The sequence below is a fragment of the Corallococcus sp. NCSPR001 genome, assembly GCF_017309135.1.
In the GTDB taxonomy this organism is placed as follows: Bacteria; Myxococcota; Myxococcia; order Myxococcales; family Myxococcaceae; genus Corallococcus.
In genome coordinates, this window is record NZ_JAFIMS010000002.1 from 2,859,857 (window position 1) to 2,885,882 (window position 26,026).

Below are 26,026 nucleotides of genomic sequence, written 5' to 3' on the forward strand. Positions count from 1 at the left end.
GGGGGCCGGGGCTGAAAAGCTTCAGGCCCCCTCTTGCGTCAGCAGCTCCGCGCCCAGCTTCTTCGCCGCGTCCAGGAACTCGTCGCCCAGCTTCGTGCCCCGCACGGCGCGCGACAGGGACAGCGCGCCGAACATGAGCGCGATGGCGGCCAGCGCCTTCTCCCGGCGCCGCGCCCCGGACGGCAGCAGGTCCGCGTACGACTGGACGAACTCCTGCAGCTCCGCCTCCAGCGCGCCCCGGTAGGGCTCGCCCGCGCGTGACACCTCCGAGGTGATGCTGGGCAGCGGGCAGGTGGGCGTGACGCCGTCGCGGTGCTTGCGCGACAGGTAGCGCACCAGGACCTTGAGCGCGGGCGCGTCCGGCGCGTCCTCCTTCGCCTTGCGCAGCAGCGCGTTCCACGTGGTGCGGGCGGTGGCCCGGAGGGTCTCCGTGAACAGGTGCTCCTTCGAGTCGAAGTGACCGTAGAAGCCGCCCACGGTGAGCCCGGCCCCCTTCATCACGTCCATGATGGAGCTGGCCTGGATGCCCCGCTCCAGGAGCAGCGTGGCGGCGGACGCGAGGATGGCGTCATGCGACTTCTGCTTCTGCTCCGTCTTCTGGGTCATGATGGATGACGGCAGTAATATTGCCGCCATCCTCCGTCAAGACGGCGCTCCCTCGCGCGCCTGCTACTTCTTCTTGCGCGAGCCGTCTTCGTGGAAGGCCTCGTCCTCCACGAGCCCGCCGTCCGGGTTCCAGCGCTTGCGCGCGGTGACGCGGTCCTTCGTCCACTGCGAGTCCTCGATGAGGGTGCCGTTGTCCGCCCACACCTGGCGCCGGCCCTCCGCCTTGCCCTTCACGTACTGCTCGCGGCGCTCCGTGCCGCCGTCCGGGAAGAAGGCCTCCGTCACGCCGTCGGGGTCGAAGCCGTTGTGGAAGTCCCCCTTGATCAGATTCCGCCGCTCGCGCAGCGAGCCGTCGTCCTCGAAGAAGGACTCCACCGCGCGGTCTCCCGTCACCACGAGCTCATGCTTGCGCTCGCCGTTCTGGAAGTACTCCACGCGCTTCACCTGCTGGCGGTTCTTCCAGGTGACGACCTGCTTCTTGCCGCCGTCGTTGAAGAACTCCGTCTCGTCACCCTCCCGCTCGCCCTTGGCCCAGGTCGTGGAGGTGAGGGCCTTCCCGGCGGAGTACCGCGTGCTCACGCCGTCGAGCACGCCCGCGGCGAACGCGTTCGTCGCGGTGCGCTGCCCGTCCTGGTCGAAGAGCTCCGTGACGCCTTCGCGCCGCCCGTCCTTCAGCTGGATGACGGCGCGCTTCTGGCCGTTCGGATGGAAGAACACCAGCGGGGAGGGGCCCTTCCAGACGCAGTCCTTCAGGCCCGCCTCCCAGGACGACCGCAGGCCGCAGCCCGCCTTGGCCAGCCGCCCGGTCTCGTCGTAGTCCGCGTAGGTGCTCTTCGCGTCCTCCGGCTGCCGGTCCACGCGCCGGGACACCTTGCCGTTGGGGTGGTAGCGCAGCGACTCGCCCTGCTCGTTGTCGTCCACGTAGTGGCTGGTCTCCACCAGCCGGCCGTCCTCGTAGCGCTTGAAGCCGCCGTGGCGCTTGCCGGCCTTGAACTCCTGCTCCACGGCGCGGCCGTCGGACCAGCGGCGCACCTCCCAGCCGTCCTGCTTGCCGTTCTTGAACGAGACGGTGTGCGTCTCCTTCTTCGTGTCCTCGTCCACGCAGCGCACCGTGCCGGTGAGGTCCGCGGTGGAGTGGCCGTTGTCCAGGTTGATGGGCTTGCCCTGGAACGCGCAGCGCTCGATGGCCCACGCGGGCGCGGAGAAGAGGGGCACGGACAGGAGGACGAGTCGCATCACGGACGGCGCGCGCATGGGTGGCTCACGAGAAGGAGGAGGGGTGCACCGTAGCCGCGAGCCCCCGGGTCCTGGAACGGCTTCCGGGCCCACACCCGCCATGGAGATGGCGAGGGGGCCCGGAGGGGAGACTGCTCAGGCGGATGCTTCAGCGCGAGGCGACGGACTCCGGCTTGGGCTCCAGGGTGGCCTTGGCGGCGTCGATGGCGGCCTGGATGTCCAGCTTGCCGCCGGTGATGACCTTGCCCTTGAGGTCGGGGTCCTGCTCCACCGTCTTGAGGATGAGGTCGCGCACCTGCACGGCCGTCAGGTCCGGGTTCTCCGCGAACATGCGCGCGGCGGTGGCGGCCACGGTGGGGGTGGCCATGGAGGTGCCGCTCATCTCCTCCCAGTCGTTGCCGGGCACGGTGCTGAGCACGTCCTCGCCCACGGCGGCCAGGTCCACCACCTTGTCGCCGTGCGACGAGAAGCGGGCCAGCTTGTCGTTGTTGCGGTCCATGGACGCCACGGTGAGGACGTTGGGCAGGTCCACGTTGGCGGGCATGTCCGGCACGTTGTTCATGTTGCTGCCGTTGCCGTTGGCCGTGGCCGCGAGCAGCAGGATGTCCGCGTCCGCCAGCTTCTGGATGGCGGCCTCCCAGCGCTTCTGGGACGCGGCGTCGCGGTAGGAGTCACCGAAGCTCGCGTTGGCGGCGCGGATGTTCACGCCGTGCTCGGTCTTCATCTTCACCAGGTAGTCCACCGAGCGCTCGAAGTTGGTGAGCAGGTCCGCGCCGTCGTACAGGCCGCCCACGCTCAGAATCTTCGCCTTGCCCGCGGCGATGCCGGTGTTGCCCTCGCCGTTGTCCTCGGCCGCGATGATGCCCGCCACGTGCGTGCCGTGGTCCGTGCCCTCGCCCTTGAACGGGTCGCCCTTGCCGGTGCCCACGTTGAAGCCGTGGATGTCATCCGCGATGCCGTTGCCGTCGTTGTCGATGCCGTCCCCCGCCACCTCACCGGGGTTCGTCCACATCGCGTCGTCCAGGTCGGTGTGCTTGTAGTCCACGCCACCGTCGATGACCGCGATGACCGGCTCGCCCGTGAGCTTGGGCCTGGGCTGGGACGGATCCACCGGCTTCGTGTCGGCGACCTTGTTCGCTCCCGGCTTCACCGCGACGTTGCCGCCGCCAAAGGCGAAGGCCGTCGCCGGCACGCTGGCGCCCGGGGTCGCGGGGCGGCCCGTCGGGCGGTCCACGAAGTTGGAGGGGCGCGCACCCTGGGAGTCGAAGCCGTCACGCACCGTCAGGGGCTTCGCCTTGGGCGCCTGGGCACGCGAGGTGGCCGTGTTGGCGGTGGGGGCGATGGAGGCGGGCGACTTGCGGTTGATTTCCATGGTGTTCCTCCGGGGGGGATGAGGAGCGGCCTACTGACTCCTACATTGTCGCATCGCGCTCTTTTAAGTTTCGTCCCCAATGGTTTTTCCGGGGGACGAGGCCGTTAGGAGAGGTCCACTTCCCAAGGAGGACGCATGAGCCAGGAGCAGTGGACCCAGGTCGACCGCTACATCACCGACCACATGGTGGCGCCGGACGCCGCGCTGGAGGCGGCCCTGGAGGCGAGCGCGAAGGCGGGGCTGCCCGCCATCAACGTGGCGCCGAACCAGGGCAAGCTCTTGATGCTGCTGGCCCGGATGCACGGGGCGAAGCGCATCCTGGAGGTGGGCACCCTGGGCGGCTACAGCACGCTGTGGCTGGCGCGGGCGCTGCCGCCGGAGGGGCGCATCATCACGCTGGAGGCGGTGCCGAAGCACGCGGAGGTGGCCCGGGAGAACATCGCCCGCGCGGGCCTGTCCGGCGTGGTGGAGGTGCGGCTGGGCAACGCGGTGGACACGCTCGCCCAACTGGAGAAGGAGGGCCAGGCGCCGTTCGACCTGACCTTCATCGACGCGGACAAGGTGCGCACGGCGGAGTACTTCGCGTGGGCGCTCAAGCTGTCGCGCCAGGGCAGCGTCATCCTCACGGACAACGTCGTGCGCAAGGGCGGCGTCGTGGACGCGGACAGCACGGACGCGAACATCCAGGGCATGCGCCGCTTCTACGAGGCCGTGGCCGCCGAGCCCCGCGTGAGCGCCACCGCCGTGCAGACGGTGGGCAGCAAGGGCTACGACGGCTTCTCGCTCGCGCTCGTCACGGGGTAGCGCTGAACACGGGCGCGTCGCAGAGCGCCTTCACCGTGCGCCGAAGCCAGACGTGCGCGGGGTCCCGGTCGAAGCGGGGATGCCATGCCTGCGCCACGGTGACGCGGGGCAGGGGCAGCGGCACGGGGCGCGCCTTGACGGGCATCAGCCGGGCCGCCGCGCGCGCGAAGGCGCCGTTCACCGTCGTGACGGCGTCCGTCCCCGCGACGAGCGCCGCCGCGGCGAGCATGTTGGGCACCACCGCCGTCACCCGGCGCGAATGGCCGTGCTGCTCCAGCGCGTCGTCCAGCGGCGTGCGCAGCTTCCCCCGCCGCGACACGCCGATGTGCTCGGCGCGGGCGAAGCGCTCCAGCGTCAGCCGCCCCCGGGAAAGGGGCGACGCGCGGCCCACGAGGCACATGAAGGACTCCTCGCCCAGCCGCTGCACGCGGATCTCCGGCCCCAGCGCACCCTGCACGCCGATGTCCAGGTCCACCTCTCCGTCGCGCAGGGACTCCACGTCCTCCAGCCCCTCCGCCACGAAGCGCAGCGTCAGGCCGGGCGCCTCGGCGCGCGCCCGCTGGTGGAGCGCGGTGCCCAGCAGGGGGATGACGCCGTCGTTCACCCGCAGCGTCAGCGTGCGCGTCAGTTGCTCCGGCGCGGTGGGCGTGCCGGGCGCGAGCAGCGCGGTGGCGTCCCGCACCACCGCGCGCACCTGCTGCTGGAGCGCCAGGGCCCGGGGCGTGGGGACCAGGCCGCGTCCCGCGCGCACCAGCACCGGGTCTCCCAGCGCGGTCCGGATGCGGGTGAGCGTGCGGCTCATGGCCGGCGCGCTCAGACCCAGCCGGTCCGCGGCGCGCGCCACGCTGCCCTCGCGCAGGAGGGCGTCGAGCGCCACCAGCAGGTTCAGGTCCAGGTCCGCCATCCGGCCATCCTAATCGTGGGCCGTCACGCGGCGCGCACGGCGAAGAGGCAGTCGTCGTCCTCCCAGGGCAGGGGAATGGTGACGTAGCCGTGCTCCGGCCGCGCCAGGTGCGCCGCGAACTCCGGGCTCATCTTCACGTTGTCCGCGACCAGGATGGCGCCGGGCCCGAGCTTCGGCTCCAGCAGCCGCAGGAGGGGCAGGTAGAGCGGCTTCGCGCCGTCGAGGAGCACCAGGTCGATGCCGTCCGGTACGTCCGTGCGCAGCGTCTCCAGCGCGTCACCCACGCGGAACTCCACCAGGTCCACGAGCCCCGCCTGGGTGAGGTGCTCCTTCGCCCGGTGGACCTTGGAGGCCTCGTACTCCGTGGTGATGAGCTTGCCGCCTCCGTTGTCGCGCAGCGCCGCCGCCAGGTGCACCGTGGAGATGCCGAAGGACGTGCCGAACTCCACCACCGTGCGGGCACGCCGTGCGCGGGTGAGCGCGTAGAGCAGGCGGCCCAGTTCCTCCGACACCGGCAGGTAGGCCTCCGCGACGCTCGCGTAGAAGGCGCGCGGGTCGCCGTCCAGCCGGGCCCTGCGTTCTTCCGCGGGAAGGGCGCTGAAGGGCGCGAGCACGGCGGCGTCCGTCTTGCGCGCGTCCGCGAAGAGGTGGGTGAGCAGCGAGGCGACAGGGGGGGAATGAAGGGTCGTGGTCATGCCCCCACCGTGCGCCCGCGCTGCTTCAGGCACCAGTGCACCGGACGCACGGCCTTCGTGCGCCCGGTGCAGGTGGGAAGCGGACTACCAGACCTTCACGCGCTGCTCCGGCGTCAGGTACAGGCCCTGGCCGGGCTTCACGCCGAACGCCGGGTACCAGGCGTCCAGGTTGCGCACGGTGGCCGCGCGGAACATGCCGGGCGAGTGGCCATCCGTCACGAGCAGCCGGCGCAGCAGCGGCTCGCGGAACTTGTTGCGCCACACCTGCGCGAAGCCCATGAAGAAGCGCTGCTCGCCCGTGAAGCCCTCCAGCGTGGCCGCGGGCTTGCCCTCCAGGGACATCACGTAGGCGTCATGGGCGATGGAGACGCCCGCCACGTCGGCGATGTTCTCGCCCAGCGTCAGCTCGCCGTTCACGTTCATGTCCGGCAGGGGCTTGTACGCGTTGTACTGCGCGGCCAGCGCCTTGCCCGCGGCCTTGAACTGCTCCAGGTCCTTGGGCGTCCACCAGTTGGCCAGCTTGCCCTTCGCGTCGAACTGCGCGCCCACGTCGTCGAAGCTGTGGACGATTTCGTGCCCGATGACGGAGCCGATGCCGCCGTAGTTCACGGCCGGATCCGCGTTCGGGTCGAAGAACGGGGGCTGGAGGATGGCGGCCGGGAAGATGATGGAGTTCTGCTGCGGCGAGTTGAGCGCGTTGACCTCCTGGGGCGTCATGAACCACTCCTTGCGGTCCACGGGCTTGCCCAGCTTGGCCAGGTTGCGCTGGTGCTCGAAGAGCTCCGCGCGCTCCGCGTTGCCGAAGGCGTCTCCCTTGATGATCTCCAGGCCGGAGTAGTCACGCCAGGTGTCCGGGTGGCCAATGCCCACCTGCACCGTGCCCAGCTTCTCCTTGGCGCGGGCCTTGGTCTCCGGGGACATCCACGCGAGCGCGTCGATGTGGCGGCCCAGCGCGGCCAGGATGTTGCGCACCATCTGGTCCGCCTCGGCCTTGGCGGCGGGCGGGAAGTGCTTCTCCACGTAGCGCTTGCCCACGGCCTCGCCCATGGCGAGGTTCGCGAAGTTCACGCCGCGCTTCCAGCGGTCGCTCAGCTGCTGCGCGCCGGAGAGCGTCTTCCCGCTGAAGTCGAAGCCCGTGTCCACGAAGGCCTTCGACAGGTACGGGGTGCCCTCCATGATGGCGTGGAAGGCCAGGTAGTCCTTCCATGTCTGGAGGGGCTCGCTGCCCACCAGCTTCGCGATGCCGGTGATGGCGGACGGCTGCCAGACGATGAAGTCCTTCTGGGACGCCAGGCCGGCGCTCGCGAAGTACGCGGCCCAGTCCATGCCCGGCGCCTTCTTCGCGAAGTCCGTCTGCTTCCAGGGATTGTTCACCTTCTCCACGTCCTGCGTGTCCTGCGCGGACCAGTGGATGTTGGCGATCTTCATCTCCAGGCCGAAGATGGCGCGGGCCTTCGCCTCCGCGTCGGGGATGCCGGCGTTCTTCAGCTGGGCCGCGATGTGCTGCTGATACTTCTCACGCACCTCTTTGAAGCGCGGCGTGTCCTTCAGATAGAAGTCGCGGTCCGGCAGGCCCAGGCCGCCCTGGAGGAGATAGGCGGCGTAGCGGCTGGGGTCGTTCAGGTCCTCCGCCACCCACAAGCCCAGGAGGCGGCCCGTGGTGGCCTGCCCGGTGTTGAGCGGATCCACGTCGCTGCGCAGCGTGGTGCCCAGCAGCGCGGCCAGGCTCTTGCGGTTGGCGACGGCGGCGATGCGGTCCAGCTCCGGCTTGAGCGGCGTGGCGCCCTTCGCCTCGATGGCGGCCTCGTCCATGAAGCTGGCGTAGAAGTCACCCAGCTTGCGCTCCTCGCTGCCGGCGGGGGCGTCCGACCTGCCGGCGGCCTCCAGGATGTCGCGCGTCTGCTTCGTGGCGTCCTCGGTCAGGCGCGTGAACATGCCGAAGGCGGAGCGGTCCGGCGGAATCTCCGTGGAGTCCACCCACTTGCCGTTGACGTAGCGGTAGAAGTCGTCACCGGGGGCGACGGAGGTGTCCATGCCCGGCGTGTCCACGCCGAAGCTCCCGAAGTGCGGCTTGGGAGCGGCGGGGGCGGCCGGAGCGGGGGTGGCGGCGGCCTGGGCCGGCGGCGGGGACTTCTCCGCGGGCGTGGTGGAGGCGCACGCGGTGATGAGCGCGGACGCGCAGACGCCGAGCGTCATGCGCGCGGCGCCAAACGGCGGTCTGGAACGGAACGACATGAAGGCTCCTGGATGTGCCCGTTACGGGGTGGCGCACTCTGGCGCACGCGGGCGTGTCCCCAACAGCGCAAACGGCGGTTTCATCCCAGCCATTGCGTTCTGTGCGTCCGGGGCACGCGCGGTCCCGGGATGGGACCCGGGGACGATGGCGCGGCGCGGTGTCCCGCCCGTCTCAAGTCCTGATGGTGCCGCCCCGGGGCGTGACGTCCTCGCGGCCCGCGCGGATGAGCGCGCCGCCCGAGAGCAGCAGGGCCAGACCGAAGAGGAGGAAGCCCACGTCCCACGCGGTTTGGGACGGGCCGGTGCGCACGTGGTGCACGCCGAGGAGCTGGTGGTCGATGAGCCCTTCGACGACGTTGAAGAGACCCCAGCCTCCCAGCAGGCATCCCGCGAAGGTTCGCGAGGACCACGGCACGTCCGTCCGGAGGCCCGCGCGCCAGAGCAGCACCAGGCCGCTGAAGGTCATGAGCCAGGTGAAGGCATGGAAGAGGCCATCCCAGAACATGTTCACCTTGGCGTTCACCAGCGTGTCCGGCGGCAGGTGGCTGGAGAGCATGTTGTGCCATTGCAGGATCTGGTGCAGGAGGATGCCGTCCACGAAGCCGCCCAGGCCCACGCCCAGCATCACGCCCGCGGAGAGCAGTGGCCCCCGGTTCATCGCTCACGTCCCAGGCGGTGCAGCGGCGCCACGACGCACAGGATGACGCCGAAGGGCAGCAGCGTGATGGCCAGCCGGCCCCAGAAATGCTCGTTGAAGATGCCCGCCTCCACCGCCGGCCGGCATGTCTCACAGGCGAACAACGTGAGCGCGTTGAAACCTTGCATGCGATGCTCCAGGGCCTGGCTCCGGTAGGGGTTCGAGCCATTCGAGGGACGTATGCCTCCCACCGCGTTTCGTCCTGCGTATACGGTCAGGACCGAGCACACCGTGCTGCGTTGCTGGTCTCCGACCGATGCGCCGCTGGCGCTGCACGCCATCGAATCCAACCTTGAACACCTGCGTCCATGGATGGAGTGGGCCAAGCGCTATCCAATGAACGTCACGCAGCAGGCCGGGCAGCTCCGCCGGATGCGCGGGCTGTTCGACCTGGGACAGGACTTCGCCTACGGCGTGTTCAGCCGCGACGGCTCCGAGGTTCTTGGCGGCACCGGCCTGCATCCCCGGGTGGGCGAGGGCGCCCTGGAGATTGGCTACTGGGTTTCAGCGAGCCACACGGGCCGGGGGCTGGCGACGGAGATCGCCGGGGCGCTCACCCGCGTCGCCTTCGAGGTGGAGGGCGTGCGCCGGGTGGAGATTCATTGCGACCCCCGCAACGTCCGCAGCGCGGCGGTCGCCAGGAGGCTGGGTTTCGTTCACGAAGGCACCTTGAGACAGCGGCTCGTCGCACCCGACGGTGCGCTCCGGGACACGATGCTCTGGACCCTGCTCGCCGGGGAGTACCCCGCCAGCCCCGCCGCCGCGAACATCGCGGAGGCCTTCGACGTGCTGGGGCAGAAGCTGCTCTGAGAGGACAGACATCGCGCCTGGTTTGGGTGGCTGCCCGTGCCCCGAGGTTGGACGTGCCGACGCGCTGACGGGGACGGGAGGGCGCTTGTCTTGGCGCCCTCCGTCGTTCCAGCGGGCGTGCCCGGTGTGTTAACGCTCCCGGCGTCCATGGGAACCGCCGTCTCGGAACGCACCCGCGCCGTCCTGCTCGTCCTCGCTGGCGGCGTGCTGGCCCTGTTGCTGTCGCACCATCCCGCCATCCTGTCCGGGCTTCGCCTGGTGCAGGGGGACGAGGGCGACGTTCGCTTCAACCACTACGTCCTGGAGCACGGCTGGCGCTTCGTGACGGGCGACCCGGCGCACGCGCGCTTCTGGGACCCGCCCATGTTCCACCCCGAGCCCAACGTCGCCGCGTACTCCGACGTGCTCCTGGGCGTGGCCCCGTTCTACTGGGTGTGGCGCGCACTGGGCCTGGGCGCGGACCTGTCATGGCAGGCGTGGTCGCTCACCATGGCGGCGCTCAACTACGCCGCGGCGGTGTGGCTCCTGCGGCGAGGGTTTGGCCTGCGCGTCCTTCCGGCGGTGGTGGGCGCGGTGCTCTTCACGGCCGGCGCGCCGCGCATCAACCAGCTCAACCACCCGCAGCTGGAAGGGCAGTTCTTCGCGCTCCTCGCCGTGGGCGCGGTCATCGCGCTGACGCGGCCGGAGGTGGATCGACGGCGGGGGATGGCCTGGTCCGCGCTGCTGGTGGGCGCGTTCGTGGCGCAGCTCTACGCGGGCTTCTACTGGGGCTGGTTCCTCTTCTTCTTCCTGCTCCTGGCGTTCATCGCCGGGCTCGCCTTCCGGGACACGCGCGGCCCGCTGCTGACGGCGCTGCGCCGCCACCTCCCGGCGCTCGCGGGCTTCGGAGTCGTGGGGCTGGCGCTGCTCGTGCCGCTCGTCCTGCACTCGCGTCAGGCCATTGGCACGGTGGGGCTGCGCACCTTCGCGGAGGTGTCCCCCATGGTGCCGCGCTTCTGGAGCTGGTTCTTCGTGGGGCAGGACAGCTGGCTGTACGGGTGGACGAACGGCTTCTCCAAGTTCCAGCGCATGCCCGTGGCGTGGGAGCACCGCCTGGGCTTCGGCTTCGTCACCCCGGTGCTCGCGGGCATCGGCCTGTGGCAGGCGCGCTCACGGCCCGCGGTGCGGCTGCTGCTCGTCGTGGCGGTGGCCACCGTGCTGCTCGCGTCGCGCTACACCGGCGGCTTCACGCCCTGGTGGCTCGTCTTCCACGGGGTGCCCGGCGCGGCGGCCATCCGGGCCCTGGCCCGCATTGGCATGTGGCTGCTGGTGCCCGCGGCCGTGGGGCTGGCCCTGTACCTCCAGCGCCAGTGGGAGTCCGGCCGCGCGGCGCTGGCGGTGGGCCTGGGCGCGCTGTGCCTCCTGGAGCAGGGGCTCGCGAGCCCCGCCTATGACAGACACGAAGCCCGCGCGGACGTGGAGGCGGTGGCCGCGCGCATCGCACCGGGCTGCGCGAGCTTCTTCTACGCGCCGACGTCCGGTGAGGCCCAGGAGTGGAAGTACCAACTGGATGCCGTGTGGGCGTCCGGCGAGCACGGCGTGCCCACGGTGAACGGCTACTCGGGCAACTACCCGCAGGGGTGGAAGCTCCAGGACAACCGCCGCTTCGACGCGGAGGCCGCGGCGCGCATCGACCGCGACCTGGAGGCCTGGATGCGCTCGCGGAGCCTGGCGCCCGGGAGCGTCTGCCGCATCGAGGTGCCCGCGCGGCGGTAGGGCCCGCCGCGCGGAAGCAGCCTTCAGGGCTACTTCGAGATGGTGGCGTAGTCGCCCTTGAGCGCGACGCCGGTGACGAAGCTGCCGGCGTGGCACTCGATTTCGGTGGCGCTCTTGGACTCCACCTTCTTGTAGTAGCTGACGATGTTGACCACCGCGTTGGCGCCGTTCTTCTTCGCGCCCTCCTGCAGGGCGATGAGCGCGGAGAGGGCGGCCCACTTGCAGGCGTAGTCGTCCGACTTGCCCACGCCGTTGGTCTTCTTGTTCGTGGTGTCGCTGCCCAGCGTCTTGAGCACCTTGGGCGTCTTCGCGCCGTCCAGGAAGAACTTCACCGAGCCGTCCAGCTTCTCCTTGGCTTCGGGCAGGGCCATCACGTCCGCCAGCTTCACCTTCGTCACGGTGTCGCGCGCCAGGGCGGGGCTCGCGGCGGTCAGGGCCAGCAACAGGAGGGCTTTCTTCATGGCGGGGGCTCCAGTCATCAGGGCCAGCGGCGGAAGATCAACGACGTGTTGATGCCGCCGAAGGCGAAGTTGTTGCTCATCACCAGGTCCGTCTGCAAAGCACGTCCCTCACCCGTGACATAGTCCAGCGGCGCGCACTTCGGATCCACGGAGTCCGCCGTCAGGTGCAGCGTGGGCGCGAACCAGTCCGAGCGCATCATCTGGATGGACATCCACGCCTCCAGCGCGCCGCAGGCCCCCAGCGTGTGGCCCATGTAGCTCTTGAGGCTGGAGATGGCGACCTTCTCCCCGAAGACGGACTTCGTCGCCGCGCTCTCCGCCACGTCGCCCGTGTCCGTCGCCGTGCCGTGCGCGTTGACGTAGGGGATGGCGGACGCCGGAACGCCCGCGTCCTCCAGCGCCAGCCGCATGGCCTCCGCCATGGTGTCCGCGTTGGGCTGCGTCACGTGGCGGCCGTCGCTGTTGGTGCCGTAGCCCAACAGCTCCGCGTGGATGGTGGCGCCGCGCGCCTTCGCGTGCTCCAACTCCTCCAGCACCAGCGTGCACGCGCCCTCGCCCAGCACCAGCCCGTCGCGCTCGGCGTGGAAGGGGCGAGGGGACTGGTGCGGCGCTTCGTTGTGCTTCGTGCTGGTGGCGAAGAGGGTGTCGAACACCGCCGCGCCCGTGGCGTCCAGTTCCTCCGCGCCGCCCGCGAGCATCGCCACCTGGCGGCCCAGTTTGATCGCCTCGTACGCGTAGCCGATGCCCTGGCTGCCGGAGGTGCACGCGCTGGACGTGGTGATGATGCGCCCGGTGACGCCGAAGAAGACGCCGATGTTCACCGCCGCCGTATGGGACATCATCCGCAGGTACGTCGTCGCGGTGATGCCCTCCGTCGTCTTGTGGGTGATCATCTTCCCGAAGTCGCCCATGTTCTCCGGCGTCCCCGCGGAGGAGCCGTAGGCGATGCCCATCTTCCCGCTCTTCACCAGGGGGCTGCCCAACAGGCCCGCGTCCTGGAGCGCCAGCTCGCTGGCCCGCGTCGCCATCAGCGCCACGCGGCCCATGGTGCGCGTCGTCTTGCGCGAGTACGTGGACGGGGGCAATTCGAAGGGCTGGGCGGGCGCGCCCAGCCGCGTGTTCAGACCTTCGTACTGCTTCCAGGGCTCCATCACCTGGACGGCGTTCTGGCGCGCGCGCAGCGACGCCTCGACCGTCTTCCAGTCATGGCCCAGGGGGCTCAGCGCACCGACTCCGGTGACCACCACGCGCTTCATCCGATCATCCCCCCGTTCACCGAAATCACCTGCCGCGTGATGTAGGCCGCGTCTTCCGCCATGAGGAAGGCCACCGCGGCGGCGACCTCCTCGGGTTTGCCCATCCGGCGGGCGGGAATGATCTTCAGCGCCTCCTCCAGCACCTCCGGAGGCACCATCTCCGTGTCGATGAGGCCCGGCGCCACGCAGTTGACGGTGATGTCGCGCTTGGCCAGCTCCACCGCCAGCGCCTTCGTCGCGCCGATGATGCCCGCCTTGGCGGCGCTGTAGTTCACCTGGCCCCGGTTGCCCATGAGCCCGGACACGGACGACAGCGTGACGATGCGGCCCGGCTTCCTGCGGCGCACCATGGGCATCGTGAGCGGGTTGAGCACGTTGTAGAAGGCGTCCAGGTTGGTGTGGATGACGCCGTCCCACTCCTCCGCCGTCATCGCGGGGAAGGCGTTGTCGCGAGCGATGCCCGCGTTGCACACCACGCCGTAGTAGCAGCCGTGGGCCTCCACGTCGGCGAGCAGCGCGGCCTGCGTGCCGGCGCGGTCCGCCACGTCGAACTGGAGCACGCGCGACTCGCGGCCGGCCTCACGCACCTGGGCGGCCACCGCGTCCGCCTCCTCGCGCTTGCTGCGGCAGTGCACCACGACGTCGTAGCCGTCGCGGGCCAGGCGCAGCGCGATGGCGCGGCCGATGCCCCGGCTGGAGCCCGTCACCAGCACCGTCTTGTCACCCATCTGTGTTGCCCCTTCCCAGGTCCTGCCCCGGTTGCGGCTCGTAGACCGTCAGCGCCGCCGTGGCCACCTGCTCCGTCCCGATGCGCAAGGTGCAGTCGAACTGGCCCAGCCCGTTGTCCGCGGAGAACTGGCGGTGGACCTCGACGCGCAGGGTCTCGCCCAGCTTGAAGACGGGGCGGCTGCACTCGAAGCGGCGCGTGCCCAGCAGGAAGCCCACCCGGGGCGTGCCGCCGCGCTTGCGCGCATGCCACCCGGCCCACGCGGCCACGGCCTGCGCCATGTACTCGATGCCCACCCAGCCGCCCACGACGCCGTCCGCGTAGAAGAGGCTGTCCTCGCGCACGGTGACCTCCGCGAGCAGCGAGTCCGCGTCGCCCTCCAGGACGCGGTCGAGCAGCCGCATGCGGCCCTGATGGGGCACCAGCTCCTCGACGGGCTGATCAATCACGATGCGCATCATGCGCGCTCCAGCACGAGGGCGGCGTTGCTGCCCCCGAAGGCGAACGAATTGCTCAGCACGCTCTTCACCGGGCGCCCCAGCGATTCCCCCGGCTTCACCAGCGACAGCGCCGGCAGCGCCGGGTCCACGGCGCCGTCCCAGAAGTGCCCGGGCAGCTTGCCTTCCGGGTTGTCCACCAGCGTGAGGTACGCGAAGGCCGCCTCCAGCGCGCCCGCGGCTCCCAGCGTGTGTCCGGTGAGCGGCTTGGTGGAGCTGGCCTTCACGTCCGGCCCCAGCAGCGTGTGCACCGCGCGGCTCTCCATGGCGTCGTTCTGCGGCGTGGCGGTGCCGTGCAGGTTCACGTAGTCCACCTGCCCTGGCGAAAGCCCCGCGCGCTTCAGGGCCTCCTGGATGGCGGCCATGGCGCCCTTGCCGCCGGGCTCCGGGGCGGAGATGTGGTGCGCGTCGGAGGACTCGCCCCAGCCGGACAGGCGCACCGGCCCCGGCTCGAGCGTCATCAGGAACAGCGCCGCCGCCTCGCCGATGTTGATGCCGTGGCGGTGGGCGCTCATCGGGTTGCAGCGCTCCTCGCTCACGGAGTCCAGCGAGCGGAAGCCCGCCACGGTGAAGCCACACAGCGAATCCACGCCGCCCGTCAGCACCGCGTCCACGGTGCCCGCGCGCAGCATCCGCGCCGCGCTGGCCAGGGCCTTGGCGCTGGAGGAGCACGCGGTGGAGATGACGTACGCGGGGCCGCAAGTGCCCAGCACGTGCGCGAGCGCCAGCGCGGGGGAGCCCAGCTCCTGCTGCTGAAGATGGAAGTGGGCCGGCAGCTCGCCCGTGGCCAGGTGGGCGGCCATGGCCGCTTCTCCTTCGCCAACGCCGGACGTGCTGGTGCCCAGCACCACCGCCACGCGCGCGGGGCCGAAGCGGGCGATGGCGGCGTCAATCCCGGGGCGCACCTGCTCCAGCGCGGTGAGCAGCAGCGCGTTGTTGCGGCTGTGCTGCGAAGGGGGCAGCGCGTCCTGCGCCGCGAGGGGGGCGGTGACGACGCCCAGGTGCAGCGGCCGGTCCGCGTACCCGGCATGCGAAGCGACGCCAGAGACGGTGTCCGCGAACAGCGCCCGGGCCACCTCCTGCTTCCCGGAGCCCAACGCGCAGACGAGGCCCAGCTGGTTGAGGAAGACAGGAGGAGGCATGGGGTGTCACTCGTCGGCGACGTGCGAGTCGATGGTGAGCTGGTAGTGCTCGGAGTGGTTGATGAGCTGCGTGCGCCCTTCCCAGCGCGGGGTGCCATCGTAGCGCACCGTCACCCATTCCCTGCCGTTCTTCGACAGGGTCCGCCGGGTGGGGCCATCCTCCAGCGTCCAGCCGGCGGGCAGGGCGGCGCGCACGGCGTCGGCCGGCCAGTAGACGAGCTGCACGTCCCGCAACACCAGGGCGGAGTTGAACTGGGCGGGCACGCGGGGGTCCCGCTCCTCGTCCAGGCGGCTGCCATCCCAGCGCAGGGTGAGGATGCGGTGCCCCATGGCCAGCCCGGCCAGCTGCATCCGGGCCGGGTCCACCTCCAGGAGCGCCTCTAGCGAGCGGGGGCCTCCGGGGTCCTGCTCGTGCGCGAACACGAGCTGCTGCGCCAGGCTCACGGACGTGCCGAGGGCGGCGGGGGCCAGGCGCAGCTCCGGCAACGGCTCGCCAGGGGCGGAGGGCCGGGGCCGGGGCGGGGTGGTGCAGGCCATCAGCCCCGCGACGAGGAGGGCGGTGATTACGCCGCGCACAGGGACTCGAGGACGGTCAGGCGCCGCTTGCTCTCCGCGACGTAGGGGTTGTTCTTGTCCCACGCGTAGCCGGCGAGGATGGCGGAGATCATCCGGCGCACGTCGTCCGACGGGTTCGGGTGGAAGATGATGTTCTGGAAGCCGCCCTCGTACCAGGACTCCACGAAGGTGCGGAAGGTGTCCACGCCCGCCTTGAGCGGCTTCGCGTAGTCCTTCTCCCAGTCCACCTGCTCCCCCGCGAACTCCCGGGCGATGCAGGCCGACGCGAGGCTCGCGGACTTGAAGGCGATGGTGACGCCCGAGGAGAACACGGGGTCCAGGAACTCGCCCGCGTTGCCCAGCAGCGCGAAGCCCGGGCCCCACAGCGACTTCACGTTGGCCGCGTAGCCGGTGAGCTTGCGCGCGGGCGTGTCCCAGACGGCGTCCTTCAGGAGGTTCTGCAGCGACGGCGCCTCCTTCACGATGGCCTGGAGCCGCTCCGTGTCCGTGCCGGTGTACTGGTCCAGGAACTCCTTCTTCGCGACCACGCCCAGCGAGCAGCGGCCGTCGGAGAAGGGGATGGTCCAGTACCAGACGTGCACGTGCTCCGGGTGCGTCGTGACGCGGATCTTGTTCCGGTCGAAGGTGCCGAGCGGGACGTTGTCCTGCACGTGCGTGAAGATGGCGCCGCGCACGGGGAAGTTGGACGGCGTCTCCAGGTTCAGCAGGCGCGGCAGCACGCGGCCGAAGCCGCTCGCGTCCAGCAGGAAGCGCGCCTTCACCTGGTACGTCTCGCCTTCGGGGGAGCGCGCCGTCACCACCGGCTGCCCGCTGGAGAAGTCCACGGACAGCACCTCGTGGCGGAAGCGCACGGTGGCGCCCTTCTTCTCCGCGGCCTGGGCCAGGAGTTGGTCGAAGCGGGCGCGCTGCACCTGGTAGGTGGTGCCCCAGCCGGGGCTGAACTTGTCGCGGAAGTCGAAGTCCGTGTACCGGCCGGCGCGCTCGAACGCGGCGCCGTTCTTGTACTGGAAGCCCGCCTCCACGATGTCCTGGAGGAAGCCGGCCTCCTGGATGTACTCCATGCTCTGCGGCAGCAGGCTCTCGCCAATGGAGAAGCGCGGGAACTGCTCGCGCTCCAGCACGAGGACGTCACGGCCCTGCTTGCGAAGGAGGCCCGCCGCGACGGAGCCCGCGGGGCCCGCGCCGATGATGAGGATGTCCGCTGTCTCGGTTTTCAATGTGTGGCTTTCCCGGGTGGAAGTCGGAAACAAGGGGTGAGGATCCAGATGGCGACCTCGCCCACCAGCATGGCGAGGCCGAAGGAGCGCAGCGCGGGCGTGGCGGACAGGCCCAGCAGCCCGAAGGAGAGCAGCGTGCTCACGCCGGCCAGCGCCACCGCGAGCCACGCGGAGCCGTCACCGGGGTGCTCCAGGAGGAAGATGCCGTAGTCCACGCCCATGCCCAGCAGCAGCACCAGCCCGAGCACGGTGAAGAGCTGCAGCGGCGCGCCCACCCACCCGAAGAGGGCGAGCGTCAGCAGCGTGCCCAGCACGGAGGGGATCCATGCGCGCCACGCCTGACGGCCGAAGCGGGCCACCAGCGTGAGCAGCACCGCGATGTAACCCGCGACGATGAGCCCGCCCATGATGCGGCGGTAGCGGCTGAGCAGGCCTGAAATCTCCGCCGTCTTGTCCACCCAGCGGACGCCGTCCAGGCCGTGGGCCACCTCTTCCAGACGGGGCAGCACCTTGGGGTCGTTGAGGCCGCGCAGCATGAGAACGCTGTATCGCGCCTGTCCCAGCGTCCCCAGCCACTGCTGCCGGATGGCCGCGGCGGCGGGGCCGGACAGGAAGTGCTGGAGCGTGAGCGGCTCCGGGGAGAAGGCGGCGCGCGTGGGGGCCTCGCCCGTGGATTCGCTGACGGCGGCGACGGCCAGGGCTTCCGCGCGGGCGCTCAGGGCCGCGTCCTCGCGCTGCTGCGCTTCTGACGGGAGCCAGTCGGACACGGCGCGGTAGCCCGCGAACACCTTCTCGGAGACCAGCGCGTCCAGCTTCGTCTTCAGCACGGCCTCGCGCGCGAGCACTTGTTCGTCGCTGTCACCCTGCACCAGGAAGAACTGCGCCGGGCTGGGCAGCCCCAACAGGCGCCCCAGCTCCCGCTGATCCGCGATGAGGTTCGCGGGCGCGCCCTGCAACTGGCGCAGGTCGTCCCGGGGCTCCAGCTTCCAGATGCCCACGGCGACAAGCACCGTGAGGATCGCGCCGGACACCCACCAGGCCGGGGTGGACGCGACGCGCGGCCAGCGGGTGATGGACGCGGAGAAGCGCTCGGAGAACGAGGTGACGGGCAGGGCGCCCGTGTCCAGCGAGGGGAACCAGCACACCACGGTGAGGAACGCGGCGGTGAGGCCGGCGGCGGAGAACACCGCCATCTGCCGCAGGCCCGGGAAGGGCGCGACCCCCAGCGCCAGGTACGCCACCACGCTGGTGACGAGCGCGAGCACCATGCCGGGCAAAAGCGCGCGCATCACCGGACCGCGCTCCGACGGGGCCTTGCCCTGGCGCGCGGCGAAGTAGTGGAAGCCGTAGTCCTCCGCCACGCCCACCAGGCTGGAGCCGAAGACGAGCGTGAGCAGGTGCACCCGGTCGAACACGAGCGCGGTGACCGTCAGCGCCACCGCGCAGCCCAGCGTAAGCGACACGCCCACGAGGAGGATGGGCCGCAGCGAGCGGAAGGTGAGCCAGACGAGGATGAGCACCGCCGCCAGCGACCCGAAGCCGATGGTGGACATCTCCCAGCTCGCCTGCGAGGCGGCGGCCTCCGCGTACAGCGGCACGCCCGCGGCCACCAGCCGTCCACCGGGCACCGCCGCTTCGACTCGCGAGCGTGCCCGCTCCACCGTGGCGGTGACGCGCGAGCCGTCCCCCAGCGCGAAGGCGGACACCTTGCTCTTCCACAGGAGGAGCACCCACTCGCGCCCCTCGCCGGACAGCCACATCCGTCCGTCGCGGGGCCGGGCGGACGTCTCCGCCGCGCGGGCCTGCCACCAGTCCTGCCACAGGCCCAGCGGATCCGCGTTCCAGTCAGTCAGCCGCGCGCCCGCGGGCTGGTACAGCTTCATCAAGGCCGTGCCGCCCAGCTCCTCCGGCGTCGCGCGCGTCAGCCACTGGCGCTGCGCGGGCGTGAGCAGCCGGTCGCGGTAGGGACGGTAGAACTCCACCGCCTGCTCCAGCGAGGAGGTGTCCACCACCGCCGGCTCCAGCAGGTCGGAGGCCTCCGTGAGCACGCGCGTGGCCTCGTCCGCGGCCTTCTGCGCGGACGGCCAGTCGTTGGCGCCCACCAGCAGCACCACCTGCCGGCCGGCGTCGTCGGCGAGCTTGCGCGTGGCGGCGTCCACCTCCGGCGCCTGCTCGTCCTCCGGCAGGAGCGCGAGCACGTCCGTGTCCAGGCTCGCGGAGCGCCAGAACTGGACCTGGTGCACGCCCACGGCGAGCACGACCAGCGCCCACAGGATGGCCAGCTTATTTGCCAAGGCGTTCCGCTTCCGTGGCGTCGGGGGGAGGCGTCTGCGCGAGCTGCTCGAAGGTGATGACGCTGCTGTCGCCGCGCGTCTCGTCCAGCTGCACCTGGCGCACGTACCCGTCACCCTCCAGGTGGATGTGCTTGAAGACGCGCGCGAGCCCCGCGTCCGTGGGCGTCAGCTCCAGCTTCCAGCCCTTGTCGCCCACCAGCTCGCCCGCCACCGTGAAGCGCTTCTGGAGCGCCGCGACGTCGCCGGACAGGAGCGCGAAGAGCAGCTCGTTCACCGCCGCCAGCGCGGGCTCCTTGGTGGAGTCCAGGTGGTAGGCCGCGCCGCCCGTGGCCTGCTGCGCGCTCAGCGACTTGCGCGTGAGCGTCAGCGTGGAGGCGAACGGCGTGCGCGTGTTCCACAGCACGCCCTGGTCGCGCGCGAGGAGGAAATCCCCCTTGGACACCAGCGGCTTCTTGAAGCCCTGCACGGTCTTCTTCTGTTCGAACCGGCCGCGCACGAGCGGCGCGTCCACCAGGCGCGAGCGCACGTCCTTCACCAGGTCCGCGGCGTGGGCGCTCACGGACAAGAGCGACAGCATCAACACGAGGAAGGGCTTCATCCCGGCCACACTCCCAGCTTCTTCCAGAGGACTTCCGGACAGACGTATTCCATCTCGCCCGTCTTCAATGAGACCGCGACCTGGATGGTGTGGGCCTGGTTCACCTTGCGGCCGGTGTCCGCGTCGCGCAGCAGGTAGTCGAAGCGCAGCCGGTTCTCCCACTCGGTGATTTCGGCGCGCACGATGATGCGCTGCTTGTAGTGGATGGGGGAGACGTACTTGAGCTTCATCTCCACCACGGGCCAGCCGTACCCGGACTCGCGCATCTGCGGCCAGTCGTAGTCGTGCTTGCGCAGGATGACGGCGCGCGCCAGCTCCAGGTACTTCACGTAGTGGCCGTGCCAGACGATCTCCATCATGTCGAGATCGTGGAACGCCGGGTCGATCTCCAGCTCGCAGCTCAGGTCAGGCTTCATGCAGCCTCCACTCCCGGCGGCGGATGGCGGTGATGAGGCCCTGCAGCTCGCCGTCCAGCGCCCGGTCCTCCACCAGCAGAGGAATGCGCGCTTCCAGGTCCGCGTGCATCGCGGCCAGGGCGGGGCCGGGCTTCGCGTCCGCGTCCAGCCGCTGGCGCAGGGTGACGCCCTGGCGCGCGGCGATGAGCATGGCCGCGGCCACCTGCTCCGTCAGCTCCAGCACCCGCAGGCAGTCGCGCGCGGCGATGGTGCCCATGCTCACCTTGTCCTGGTTGTGGCACTCGGTGGAGCGGGAGAAGACGGACGCGGGCATGGTCTGCTTCAGCGCCTCCGCGGTCCACGCGGAGACGCTGATCTGCGCCGCCTTGAGGCCGTGGTTGATGGCCGCGCGGGCGCCGGTGGACGCGGAGAGGTTCGCGGGCAGCCCGTGGTTGAAGCGCGGGTCCACCAGCAGCGCGAGCTGCCGATCCAACAGGTCCGCCACGTTGGCCACCGCGTTCTTCAGCCCGTCCATGGCGAAGGCGATGTGGCCGCCGTAGAAGTGGCCGCCGTGCAGCACCCGCTCGCCATCCGGGTCGATGAGCGGGTTGTCGTTGGCGCTGTTCAGCTCGTTCTCGATGAGCGTGCGGAAGTACGGCAGCGCGTCCTCCAGCACGCCAATCACGTGCGGCGCGCACCGGAGCGAGTACCGGTCCTGGAGCCGCTGCTCGTTGCGCGAAGGCCGGTCCGTGACCAGGTCCGCGCGCAGCCGGGCCGCCACGCGCTGCTGGCCCGCGTGGGGCTTCGCCGCGAAGAGCGTCTCGTCGTAGTGGTGCGCGTTGCCGGCGCTCGCCAGCACGTTGAACGCCGTGAGCCGGGTGGCGAGCCGCGACAGGTACTCCGCGCGTTCCCACGCCAGGCACGCCAGGGCCGTCATCACGGCGGTGCCGTTCATGATGGCCAGGCCTTCCTTCGGCCGCAGCTTGAGGGGAGAGATGCCCAGTTCCTTCAGCACCTGCGCCGCGGGCTTGCGCTCGCCCCGGTGCCACACGTCGCGCTCGCCGCAGAGCACCGCCGCCACGTAGGACAGGGGCGTCAGGTCGCCGGACGCGCCCACGGAGCCCTCGGCTGGAATCAGCGGCAGCACGTCGTGCTGGAGCAGCAGCTCCAACTGGGTGAGGAGCGCCACGCCCACGCCGGAGAAGCCCTGTGACAGCGACGCCAGCCGCGTGGCCAGCACCGCGCGCGTCTCCTCCGGGGTGAGGAACCGGCCCGCGCCGATGCCGTGGTACGTGTAGAGGTGGTGCGGCAGCTCCGCGACGAGCGCGGGCGGGATGGACACCGTGACGGAGTCGCCGTAGCCGGTGGTGACGCCGTAGATGACGCCGTCCTCCGCCAGCAGCCGGTCCAGGAACGCGGCGCCCCTGGCGATGCGCTGGCGGAAGGCGGGGGCCGTGCCCAGCTCCGCGGGGCGCTCGCGGCGCGACAGGGCGCCCACGTCCTCGAGCGTCAGCCGCGTTCCGTCGAAGCGGACCGGGGTGTCAGAAAGTGGGGGGCTTCGCGGAGACATGCACCTGATCCCAGAAGGGAAAGAAGTTGAACCAGTCGTAGGGCGCGCGCTTCAGCAGCGCCGTCACCCGGCCTGCGTAGTGCTGGGCGCAGTCGGTGAGCGCGGCCTCGCGCTTGCCCCGGGGCAGCACGACGCGCTCGAAGAGGCGCTCGAAGTGGATGGTGTAGCCCTTGCCCTCATGGATGCAGCCCAGCAGGTAGAGCGGACACTTGAGCAGCGCCGCCAGCACGTAGGGGCCCACCGGAAATGGCGCCGGGTGGCCGAGGAAGTCGACGCGCACGGTCTGCGCGGAATTCACCGGGATGCGGTCGCCCGCGATGACCACGAACTCGCCGGCCTCCACGCGCTCGTTCAGCGCGACCGCGGTGGCCGGGCCCATGTCCGTGACCTCCATCAGCCGGAAGTCGTTCTCCGGGTTGAGCCGCTTGAGCAGGCGGTTGAACTGCTCCGCGTGCAGCGTGTGCACCAGGATGTTGAGCTTCACCTCGCCCCGGCGCTCCGCCATGGAGCGGCACAATTCCAGGCAGCCCATGTGCGCGGTGACGATGACGCCGCCCCGGCCGGACTTCGCCGCCTGGTAGAACTCCTCGCGCCCTTCCGTGCGGACGCTCTCGAAGCGGTAGCGCCCGCTCACCGCGAGCAGCTTGTCCAGCATGGTCTCCGCGAACATCAGCACGTGGCGCACGCTGTCGCGCCAGCGGGGCGCGTGCCCCAGGGCCCCGGTGGCGGCCTGCATCCGCTCCAGGTACTGGCCTGACGCCTGACGCAGCGCCGGGCGCCTGAGCCAGTTCACCAGCACCACCGGGTAGAGGCAGAGGCGGAAGGGCCAGCGGCCCAGGAGGCGGTGGATCCAATAGAGGATCCAGATGCCGGCGACGAAGGTGGTCTCTCCCATCTCCGCCCAATGGCGGGACTTCATCTGGCCACCTTGCGCCAGAGCAGGACGGGCAGCCGTCCCAGCATCCCGAAGAAGAGCCGGGCGTGCATGCCGGAGATGCGCACGTTGTCCCAGAGCACGTCGAAGTGGGAGATGCCGTCGGTGGGGTAGCGCACCTGGGTGGGCTGGTTGAGGATGCGCATGCCGCGCCAGAACAGGCGCACCAGCACCTCCACGTCGAAGTCCATCCGCTTGCCAATCCTCACCGAGTCGATGAGCGCCACGGTGGGCTGGAGCGGATACACGCGGAAGCCGCACATGGAGTCGCGGATGGCGAACGAGAGCGTGTTGATCCACACCCAGATGTGCGTGGCGTAGCGGCCGTAGAGCCGGCCCTTGGGCACGGACTCGTCATAGACGGGCGTGCCGCACACGAGCATGTCCGGCTGCGCCTTCGCCAGCGACAGGAAGCGCGGGATGTCGTTGGCGTCGTGCTGGCCGTCCGCGTCGATTTGGAGCGCGTGGCTGTAGCCTTTGGCGAGGGCCGCGCGCAGGCCCGCCATCATCGCGCCGCCCTTGCCCTCGTTCTGGGGCAGGCGGACCACCTCCACGTGCTCGCTGTCCTCGCGCGCCAGGCCGTCCAGCACCGCCGCGCAGCCGGGCTCGCTGCCGTCGTCCACCAGCACGCAGGGCAGCCCGTGGCTTCGCACGGCCTTCACCACCGCGCCCACGGCCTCGCCGTGGTTGTAGACCGGAATCACCGCGCAGACCTTCATCCTGCCGCTCCCCCCAACACGATGCGGCCACTGGCATGCGAGCCCGCGGCCGACGTCAACTTGAACCCCAGCCGCCCGGACTCCTTCGCCCAGGTGAGCTCCAGCGACAGCAGCGTGCCGGGGGGAATGACCTGCTGGAACTTCAGCGTCTCGATGCGAAGGAAGTCCGGCGGCAGCGCGAAGTGCTCGCGGCCCAGGAGCAGCGCCCACTCCACCTGCACCACGCCGGGCAGGATGGGCGAGCCCGGGAAGTGCCCGTCGAAGTAGGGCGAGTTCGCGGGGACCTCCACCGCCAGCAGCACGCGCTCGTCGGAGCGCTCCAGCACGCGGAACGGGGGACGCTTCGGGTCGAAGAGCGCGGCGAGCGCCGCCTCGGTGGATTTGCCCTGGGAGTTGACCGGCATGGCCTCCAGATACCGGAACCGGCGCGGCAAGGCACTGGACTCGAAATGCGGGGCCAGCTTCTCGCGCAGCGCCTGGCTCAGGGAGCGCCTGCCCCCCGTCTGCTGGAGCCGCCAGCCTTCCGCGTCCGGCACGCCCACCACCGCCAGAATCACGCGGTGGCCCTCCGTGAGGGGCAGCACCCGCGCCTCGCGCAGAAGGCCCCCGGCCACGAGCGTGCGCTCCATGGCGGAGAGCGACACGCGCTTCTCCTCCAGCTTGAGCAGCCGGTCGCGGCGCCCCAACAGCTCGAAGCCGCCGGGCACGGGGCGCGCGCGGTCCTCCGTGGTGAACCATTCGCCCGGAGGCAGGTCCAGGTGGGGGGATTGGACGCGGAGCGCGTCGTCTTCCGCGCGCACCTCCACGCCCGGCATCGTGCGCCAGGACGCGGTGTCGTCCGTGTCGCGCCGGCGCCACGCGACGCCGCCCGTCTCCGAGCTGCCGTACACCTCCACCGGCGCCCGGCCCAACAGGTCGCGGCAGGCGTGGAGCGCTTCGGGGGTGAGCGGTCCGCCGGAGGAGAACAGCCCGCGCAGGTTCCCGCGCACGGCCGCCCAGTCCAGCGTCGCAGGCAGCCGCTTCAGGTGCGCGGGGCTCGCCACCAGCAACCCGGGGCCGGTCTGGAGCGCGGCCAGGATGTCCTCCGGATAGGGCAGGGATTTCGCGTCGAACGGGCGGCCGGACGTCAGTGGCCATAGCACCCGGAACAGCAGGCCGTAGATGTGCTGGTGCGACACGGTGGCCAGCACCGGCACGTCCCCCACGGCCTCGTCGAACAGGCGGCCCAGCGTGGCCACCTCGCTGGACAGCTGCGACAGGCGCTTGGGGATGGCGGTGGGCTCTCCGCTGGAGCCCGACGTGTAGACGACCAGCGCGGCGAGCCGGGGCGACAGCGGCTGGAGCGCGGCGGCGGTCCCGTCCTCGTTCATCGCGGGTGCGAGCGGCCCCTGTCCCTGGGGGGCCCGGCCCGCGAAGCCGTCCACGTGGGCCTTCAGCGCGTCCAGCGTGGCGGGGCGCGCGTCCGCGGGCAGGTAGACGCAGACGCCCGCGTGCCAGGCGCCCAACAGCGCGGCGGCGAACTCGAAGGTGTCCTCGGTGAAGAGGGCGTAGCGCTGGCCTCCGTGCGCCGCGAAGGCCGAGCGCCAGCCGGCGACCCGGGCGCGCAACGCAGCGAAGTCCCGCACGCCGTCCTCGCTCCGGGCCACGGGGTGCCCGGCGGGACGGCCGTGGACGAGGAGGGTTTCGAGCGCGAGCGGCTCAGCCATGGGCGTGCCGTGCGCGCACCCGCTGCCGCACCACCCATTCGCCCGCGAACAAGAGGCCCATGAGGCCGTAGGCGATGAGGCCGTTGTAGAGCGCCCACGTCGCGTCGCTCGCGAAGAGCGCCGTGGTGAGCGCGAGCGCGCCGTTGAAGACGAAGAAGCCGCACCACACCTGCGTCACCCGGCGCGTGTAGGCCACGCCCGAGGGCGGCAGGTCCTTCTCCCGAAGCCGCGCCAGCCGCTCAATCACGCTGGGCGGATACGCGAGGCTGGTGGCGAAGACGGCGAGGAGCACCCCGTTCACCAGCACCGGGTAGAGCTTCAGGGGCAGGGCGTGGTTGCCCAGCATGCTGGAGCCCGCGAGCACCAGCGCGCCCACCGCGGCCGCGAGCCACATCTTCTCCCGCGTGGCCACCGCGCGCACCACCGCCATGGCCGCCAGGGGCAGCGCCATCCAGCGGGGCTCGAAGTGGCCCAGGCCCAGATAGACGAGCGGCGGGTAGGCGAGGCTCAAGAGCCCCAACAGCACCGGACGCAGACGCTTCACGCCGCGGCGGAGTCGCTGCCGAGCAGACCGTACAGCGCGTCCACCACGTCCTGGATGGTGCGCACGGAGCGGAAGACTTCCGGCGGGACGCGCTGGCCCGTCACCGGCTTCAGGCGCACCAGCAGGTCGATGGCGTCAATGCTGTCGATGTCGAGGTCGTCGTGCAGACGCGCCTCCGGGACGATGCGGGACGGCTCGATGTCGAAGGTTTCCTGGAGGATGGCGCTCAGGCGCTCGAACAGCTCGTGCTTGGTCATGGGGTGACTCCTCGCTTTG

General features: G+C 70.9%; 27 protein-coding genes. 3 read left to right on the forward strand and 24 right to left on the reverse strand.

Translation table 11 applies throughout. The features are described from left to right. Positions 1 to 21: 21 nt before the first annotated feature. The 3 genes from JYJ93_RS13855 to JYJ93_RS13865 form a co-directional block, all read right to left on the reverse strand. Positions 22 to 606, reverse strand: coding sequence for a TetR/AcrR family transcriptional regulator (locus tag JYJ93_RS13855; protein WP_206790959.1), 585 nt, complete (start codon positions 604 to 606; stop codon positions 22 to 24). Positions 607 to 669: 63 nt separating this feature from the next. Beyond that, positions 670 to 1,860 carry a hypothetical protein gene (locus JYJ93_RS13860; RefSeq protein WP_206790960.1) on the reverse strand — a complete coding sequence of 397 codons (1,191 nt, stop codon included), beginning with the start codon at positions 1,858 to 1,860 and terminating at the stop codon, positions 670 to 672. 130 nt (positions 1,861 to 1,990) lie between these two features. Further along, positions 1,991 to 3,214, reverse strand: coding sequence for a S8 family serine peptidase (locus JYJ93_RS13865; protein ID WP_206790961.1), 1,224 nt, complete (start codon positions 3,212 to 3,214; stop codon positions 1,991 to 1,993). 135 nt (positions 3,215 to 3,349) lie between these two features. On the opposite strand from JYJ93_RS13865, the gene JYJ93_RS13870 reads away from it, so the two are divergent. Then, a complete protein-coding gene (locus JYJ93_RS13870; protein WP_206790962.1) occupies positions 3,350 to 4,018 on the forward strand; it encodes an O-methyltransferase in 669 nt (222 codons plus the stop codon). Here the strand turns inward: JYJ93_RS13870 and JYJ93_RS13875 are convergent. From JYJ93_RS13875 to JYJ93_RS13895, 5 genes are all read right to left on the reverse strand, one after another. Then, the gene (locus tag JYJ93_RS13875) at positions 4,008 to 4,922 is read right to left on the reverse strand and encodes a LysR family transcriptional regulator (protein ID WP_206790963.1); all 915 of its coding nucleotides are present in this window, start codon (positions 4,920 to 4,922) and stop codon (positions 4,008 to 4,010) included. The two genes, JYJ93_RS13870 and JYJ93_RS13875, sit on opposite strands and share 11 nt — an antisense overlap. Before the next feature lie 23 nt (positions 4,923 to 4,945). After that, positions 4,946 to 5,617, reverse strand: coding sequence for a class I SAM-dependent methyltransferase (locus JYJ93_RS13880; protein ID WP_206790964.1), 672 nt, complete (start codon positions 5,615 to 5,617; stop codon positions 4,946 to 4,948). 84 nt (positions 5,618 to 5,701) lie between these two features. After that, positions 5,702 to 7,852: a M13 family metallopeptidase gene (locus JYJ93_RS13885; protein WP_206790965.1), complete on the reverse strand. Its 2,151-nt coding sequence runs from the start codon at positions 7,850 to 7,852 to the stop codon at positions 5,702 to 5,704. A gap of 172 nt (positions 7,853 to 8,024) precedes the next feature. Further along, the gene (locus tag JYJ93_RS13890; RefSeq protein ID WP_206790967.1) at positions 8,025 to 8,510 is read right to left on the reverse strand and encodes a DUF2243 domain-containing protein; all 486 of its coding nucleotides are present in this window, start codon (positions 8,508 to 8,510) and stop codon (positions 8,025 to 8,027) included. Continuing rightward, positions 8,507 to 8,677, reverse strand: coding sequence for a hypothetical protein (locus JYJ93_RS13895; RefSeq protein ID WP_206790969.1), 171 nt, complete (start codon positions 8,675 to 8,677; stop codon positions 8,507 to 8,509). The genes JYJ93_RS13890 and JYJ93_RS13895 overlap by 4 nt, the downstream gene beginning before the upstream one ends. 103 nt (positions 8,678 to 8,780) lie before the next feature. Here JYJ93_RS13895 and JYJ93_RS13900 point away from each other — a divergent pair, with 103 nt between their 5' ends. Further along, positions 8,781 to 9,359 (forward strand): GNAT family protein, encoded by a 579-nt coding sequence (locus JYJ93_RS13900; RefSeq protein WP_269012763.1) that lies wholly within the window; start codon positions 8,781 to 8,783, stop codon positions 9,357 to 9,359. A gap of 147 nt (positions 9,360 to 9,506) precedes the next feature. Beyond that, on the forward strand, positions 9,507 to 11,114 hold the full coding sequence (locus JYJ93_RS13905) for a hypothetical protein (protein WP_206790973.1): 1,608 nt from the start codon (positions 9,507 to 9,509) through the stop codon (positions 11,112 to 11,114). A 29-nt stretch (positions 11,115 to 11,143) separates the two neighbouring features. Here the strand turns inward: JYJ93_RS13905 and JYJ93_RS13910 are convergent, their stop codons facing one another. Genes JYJ93_RS13910 through JYJ93_RS13985 form a run of 16 tightly spaced genes read right to left on the reverse strand, consistent with a single transcriptional unit; the run spans position 11,144 to position 26,007 of the window. Further along, positions 11,144 to 11,575, reverse strand: coding sequence for an excinuclease ATPase subunit (locus tag JYJ93_RS13910; RefSeq protein ID WP_206790975.1), 432 nt, complete (start codon positions 11,573 to 11,575; stop codon positions 11,144 to 11,146). A 17-nt stretch (positions 11,576 to 11,592) separates the two neighbouring features. Next, the gene (locus JYJ93_RS13915) at positions 11,593 to 12,831 is read right to left on the reverse strand and encodes a beta-ketoacyl-ACP synthase (RefSeq protein ID WP_206790977.1); all 1,239 of its coding nucleotides are present in this window, start codon (positions 12,829 to 12,831) and stop codon (positions 11,593 to 11,595) included. After that, positions 12,828 to 13,559: a 3-oxoacyl-ACP reductase FabG gene (fabG, locus tag JYJ93_RS13920; protein WP_206790979.1), complete on the reverse strand. Its 732-nt coding sequence runs from the start codon at positions 13,557 to 13,559 to the stop codon at positions 12,828 to 12,830. The genes JYJ93_RS13915 and fabG overlap by 4 nt, the downstream gene beginning before the upstream one ends. Then, positions 13,552 to 14,019 carry a hotdog family protein gene (locus JYJ93_RS13925; RefSeq protein WP_206790983.1) on the reverse strand — a complete coding sequence of 156 codons (468 nt, stop codon included), beginning with the start codon at positions 14,017 to 14,019 and terminating at the stop codon, positions 13,552 to 13,554. Before JYJ93_RS13925 ends, fabG begins: the two co-directional genes overlap by 8 nt. Further along, positions 14,016 to 15,197, reverse strand: coding sequence for a beta-ketoacyl-ACP synthase (locus JYJ93_RS13930; protein WP_206790985.1), 1,182 nt, complete (start codon positions 15,195 to 15,197; stop codon positions 14,016 to 14,018). Before JYJ93_RS13930 ends, JYJ93_RS13925 begins: the two co-directional genes overlap by 4 nt. Before the next feature lie 6 nt (positions 15,198 to 15,203). Next, positions 15,204 to 15,773 (reverse strand): DUF3261 domain-containing protein, encoded by a 570-nt coding sequence (locus JYJ93_RS13935; RefSeq protein WP_206790987.1) that lies wholly within the window; start codon positions 15,771 to 15,773, stop codon positions 15,204 to 15,206. Then, the gene (locus tag JYJ93_RS13940) at positions 15,761 to 16,990 is read right to left on the reverse strand and encodes an NAD(P)/FAD-dependent oxidoreductase (protein WP_206790989.1); all 1,230 of its coding nucleotides are present in this window, start codon (positions 16,988 to 16,990) and stop codon (positions 15,761 to 15,763) included. The genes JYJ93_RS13935 and JYJ93_RS13940 overlap by 13 nt, the downstream gene beginning before the upstream one ends. Beyond that, positions 16,987 to 19,284, reverse strand: coding sequence for an MMPL family transporter (locus JYJ93_RS13945; protein ID WP_206790999.1), 2,298 nt, complete (start codon positions 19,282 to 19,284; stop codon positions 16,987 to 16,989). Before JYJ93_RS13945 ends, JYJ93_RS13940 begins: the two co-directional genes overlap by 4 nt. Then, positions 19,274 to 19,882 (reverse strand): outer membrane lipoprotein carrier protein LolA, encoded by a 609-nt coding sequence (locus JYJ93_RS13950; protein ID WP_206791001.1) that lies wholly within the window; start codon positions 19,880 to 19,882, stop codon positions 19,274 to 19,276. The genes JYJ93_RS13945 and JYJ93_RS13950 overlap by 11 nt, the downstream gene beginning before the upstream one ends. Next, a complete protein-coding gene (locus JYJ93_RS13955) occupies positions 19,879 to 20,298 on the reverse strand; it encodes a thioesterase family protein (protein ID WP_014398647.1) in 420 nt (139 codons plus the stop codon). The genes JYJ93_RS13950 and JYJ93_RS13955 overlap by 4 nt, the downstream gene beginning before the upstream one ends. Further along, a complete protein-coding gene (locus JYJ93_RS13960; RefSeq protein WP_206791003.1) occupies positions 20,288 to 21,847 on the reverse strand; it encodes an aromatic amino acid ammonia-lyase in 1,560 nt (519 codons plus the stop codon). The genes JYJ93_RS13955 and JYJ93_RS13960 overlap by 11 nt, the downstream gene beginning before the upstream one ends. Then, the gene (locus JYJ93_RS13965; protein ID WP_206791005.1) at positions 21,819 to 22,766 is read right to left on the reverse strand and encodes an acyltransferase; all 948 of its coding nucleotides are present in this window, start codon (positions 22,764 to 22,766) and stop codon (positions 21,819 to 21,821) included. The genes JYJ93_RS13960 and JYJ93_RS13965 overlap by 29 nt, the downstream gene beginning before the upstream one ends. Beyond that, a complete protein-coding gene (locus JYJ93_RS13970; RefSeq protein WP_206791007.1) occupies positions 22,763 to 23,500 on the reverse strand; it encodes a glycosyltransferase family 2 protein in 738 nt (245 codons plus the stop codon). Before JYJ93_RS13970 ends, JYJ93_RS13965 begins: the two co-directional genes overlap by 4 nt. Next, positions 23,497 to 25,206 (reverse strand): AMP-binding protein, encoded by a 1,710-nt coding sequence (locus JYJ93_RS13975; protein ID WP_206791017.1) that lies wholly within the window; start codon positions 25,204 to 25,206, stop codon positions 23,497 to 23,499. Before JYJ93_RS13975 ends, JYJ93_RS13970 begins: the two co-directional genes overlap by 4 nt. Beyond that, positions 25,199 to 25,750 (reverse strand): hypothetical protein, encoded by a 552-nt coding sequence (locus JYJ93_RS13980; protein ID WP_206791019.1) that lies wholly within the window; start codon positions 25,748 to 25,750, stop codon positions 25,199 to 25,201. The genes JYJ93_RS13975 and JYJ93_RS13980 overlap by 8 nt, the downstream gene beginning before the upstream one ends. Continuing rightward, positions 25,747 to 26,007, reverse strand: coding sequence for an acyl carrier protein (locus JYJ93_RS13985; protein WP_120563604.1), 261 nt, complete (start codon positions 26,005 to 26,007; stop codon positions 25,747 to 25,749). Before JYJ93_RS13985 ends, JYJ93_RS13980 begins: the two co-directional genes overlap by 4 nt. Positions 26,008 to 26,026 lie beyond the last annotated feature (19 nt).

Excerpts from the sequence above, each read along its gene's own strand:
- JYJ93_RS13855 (WP_206790959.1), bottom strand. The coding sequence starts at position 606 with ATGACCCAGAAGACGGAGCAGAAGCAGAAGTCGCATGACGCCATCCTC.
- JYJ93_RS13860 (WP_206790960.1), bottom strand. The coding sequence starts at position 1,860 with ATGCGCGCGCCGTCCGTGATGCGACTCGTCCTCCTGTCCGTGCCCCTC.
- JYJ93_RS13865 (WP_206790961.1), bottom strand. The coding sequence starts at position 3,214 with ATGGAAATCAACCGCAAGTCGCCCGCCTCCATCGCCCCCACCGCCAAC.
- JYJ93_RS13870 (WP_206790962.1), top strand. The coding sequence starts at position 3,350 with ATGAGCCAGGAGCAGTGGACCCAGGTCGACCGCTACATCACCGACCAC.
- JYJ93_RS13875 (WP_206790963.1), bottom strand. The coding sequence starts at position 4,922 with ATGGCGGACCTGGACCTGAACCTGCTGGTGGCGCTCGACGCCCTCCTG.
- JYJ93_RS13880 (WP_206790964.1), bottom strand. The coding sequence starts at position 5,617 with ATGACCACGACCCTTCATTCCCCCCCTGTCGCCTCGCTGCTCACCCAC.
- JYJ93_RS13885 (WP_206790965.1), bottom strand. The coding sequence starts at position 7,852 with ATGTCGTTCCGTTCCAGACCGCCGTTTGGCGCCGCGCGCATGACGCTC.
- JYJ93_RS13890 (WP_206790967.1), bottom strand. The coding sequence starts at position 8,510 with ATGAACCGGGGGCCACTGCTCTCCGCGGGCGTGATGCTGGGCGTGGGC.
- JYJ93_RS13895 (WP_206790969.1), bottom strand. The coding sequence starts at position 8,677 with ATGCAAGGTTTCAACGCGCTCACGTTGTTCGCCTGTGAGACATGCCGG.
- JYJ93_RS13905 (WP_206790973.1), top strand. The coding sequence starts at position 9,507 with ATGGGAACCGCCGTCTCGGAACGCACCCGCGCCGTCCTGCTCGTCCTC.
- JYJ93_RS13910 (WP_206790975.1), bottom strand. The coding sequence starts at position 11,575 with ATGAAGAAAGCCCTCCTGTTGCTGGCCCTGACCGCCGCGAGCCCCGCC.
- JYJ93_RS13915 (WP_206790977.1), bottom strand. The coding sequence starts at position 12,831 with ATGAAGCGCGTGGTGGTCACCGGAGTCGGTGCGCTGAGCCCCCTGGGC.
- fabG (WP_206790979.1), bottom strand. The coding sequence starts at position 13,559 with ATGGGTGACAAGACGGTGCTGGTGACGGGCTCCAGCCGGGGCATCGGC.
- JYJ93_RS13925 (WP_206790983.1), bottom strand. The coding sequence starts at position 14,019 with ATGATGCGCATCGTGATTGATCAGCCCGTCGAGGAGCTGGTGCCCCAT.
- JYJ93_RS13930 (WP_206790985.1), bottom strand. The coding sequence starts at position 15,197 with ATGCCTCCTCCTGTCTTCCTCAACCAGCTGGGCCTCGTCTGCGCGTTG.
- JYJ93_RS13950 (WP_206791001.1), bottom strand. The coding sequence starts at position 19,882 with ATGAAGCCCTTCCTCGTGTTGATGCTGTCGCTCTTGTCCGTGAGCGCC.
- JYJ93_RS13955 (WP_014398647.1), bottom strand. The coding sequence starts at position 20,298 with ATGAAGCCTGACCTGAGCTGCGAGCTGGAGATCGACCCGGCGTTCCAC.
- JYJ93_RS13960 (WP_206791003.1), bottom strand. The coding sequence starts at position 21,847 with ATGTCTCCGCGAAGCCCCCCACTTTCTGACACCCCGGTCCGCTTCGAC.
- JYJ93_RS13965 (WP_206791005.1), bottom strand. The coding sequence starts at position 22,766 with ATGAAGTCCCGCCATTGGGCGGAGATGGGAGAGACCACCTTCGTCGCC.
- JYJ93_RS13970 (WP_206791007.1), bottom strand. The coding sequence starts at position 23,500 with ATGAAGGTCTGCGCGGTGATTCCGGTCTACAACCACGGCGAGGCCGTG.
- JYJ93_RS13975 (WP_206791017.1), bottom strand. The coding sequence starts at position 25,206 with ATGGCTGAGCCGCTCGCGCTCGAAACCCTCCTCGTCCACGGCCGTCCC.
- JYJ93_RS13985 (WP_120563604.1), bottom strand. The coding sequence starts at position 26,007 with ATGACCAAGCACGAGCTGTTCGAGCGCCTGAGCGCCATCCTCCAGGAA.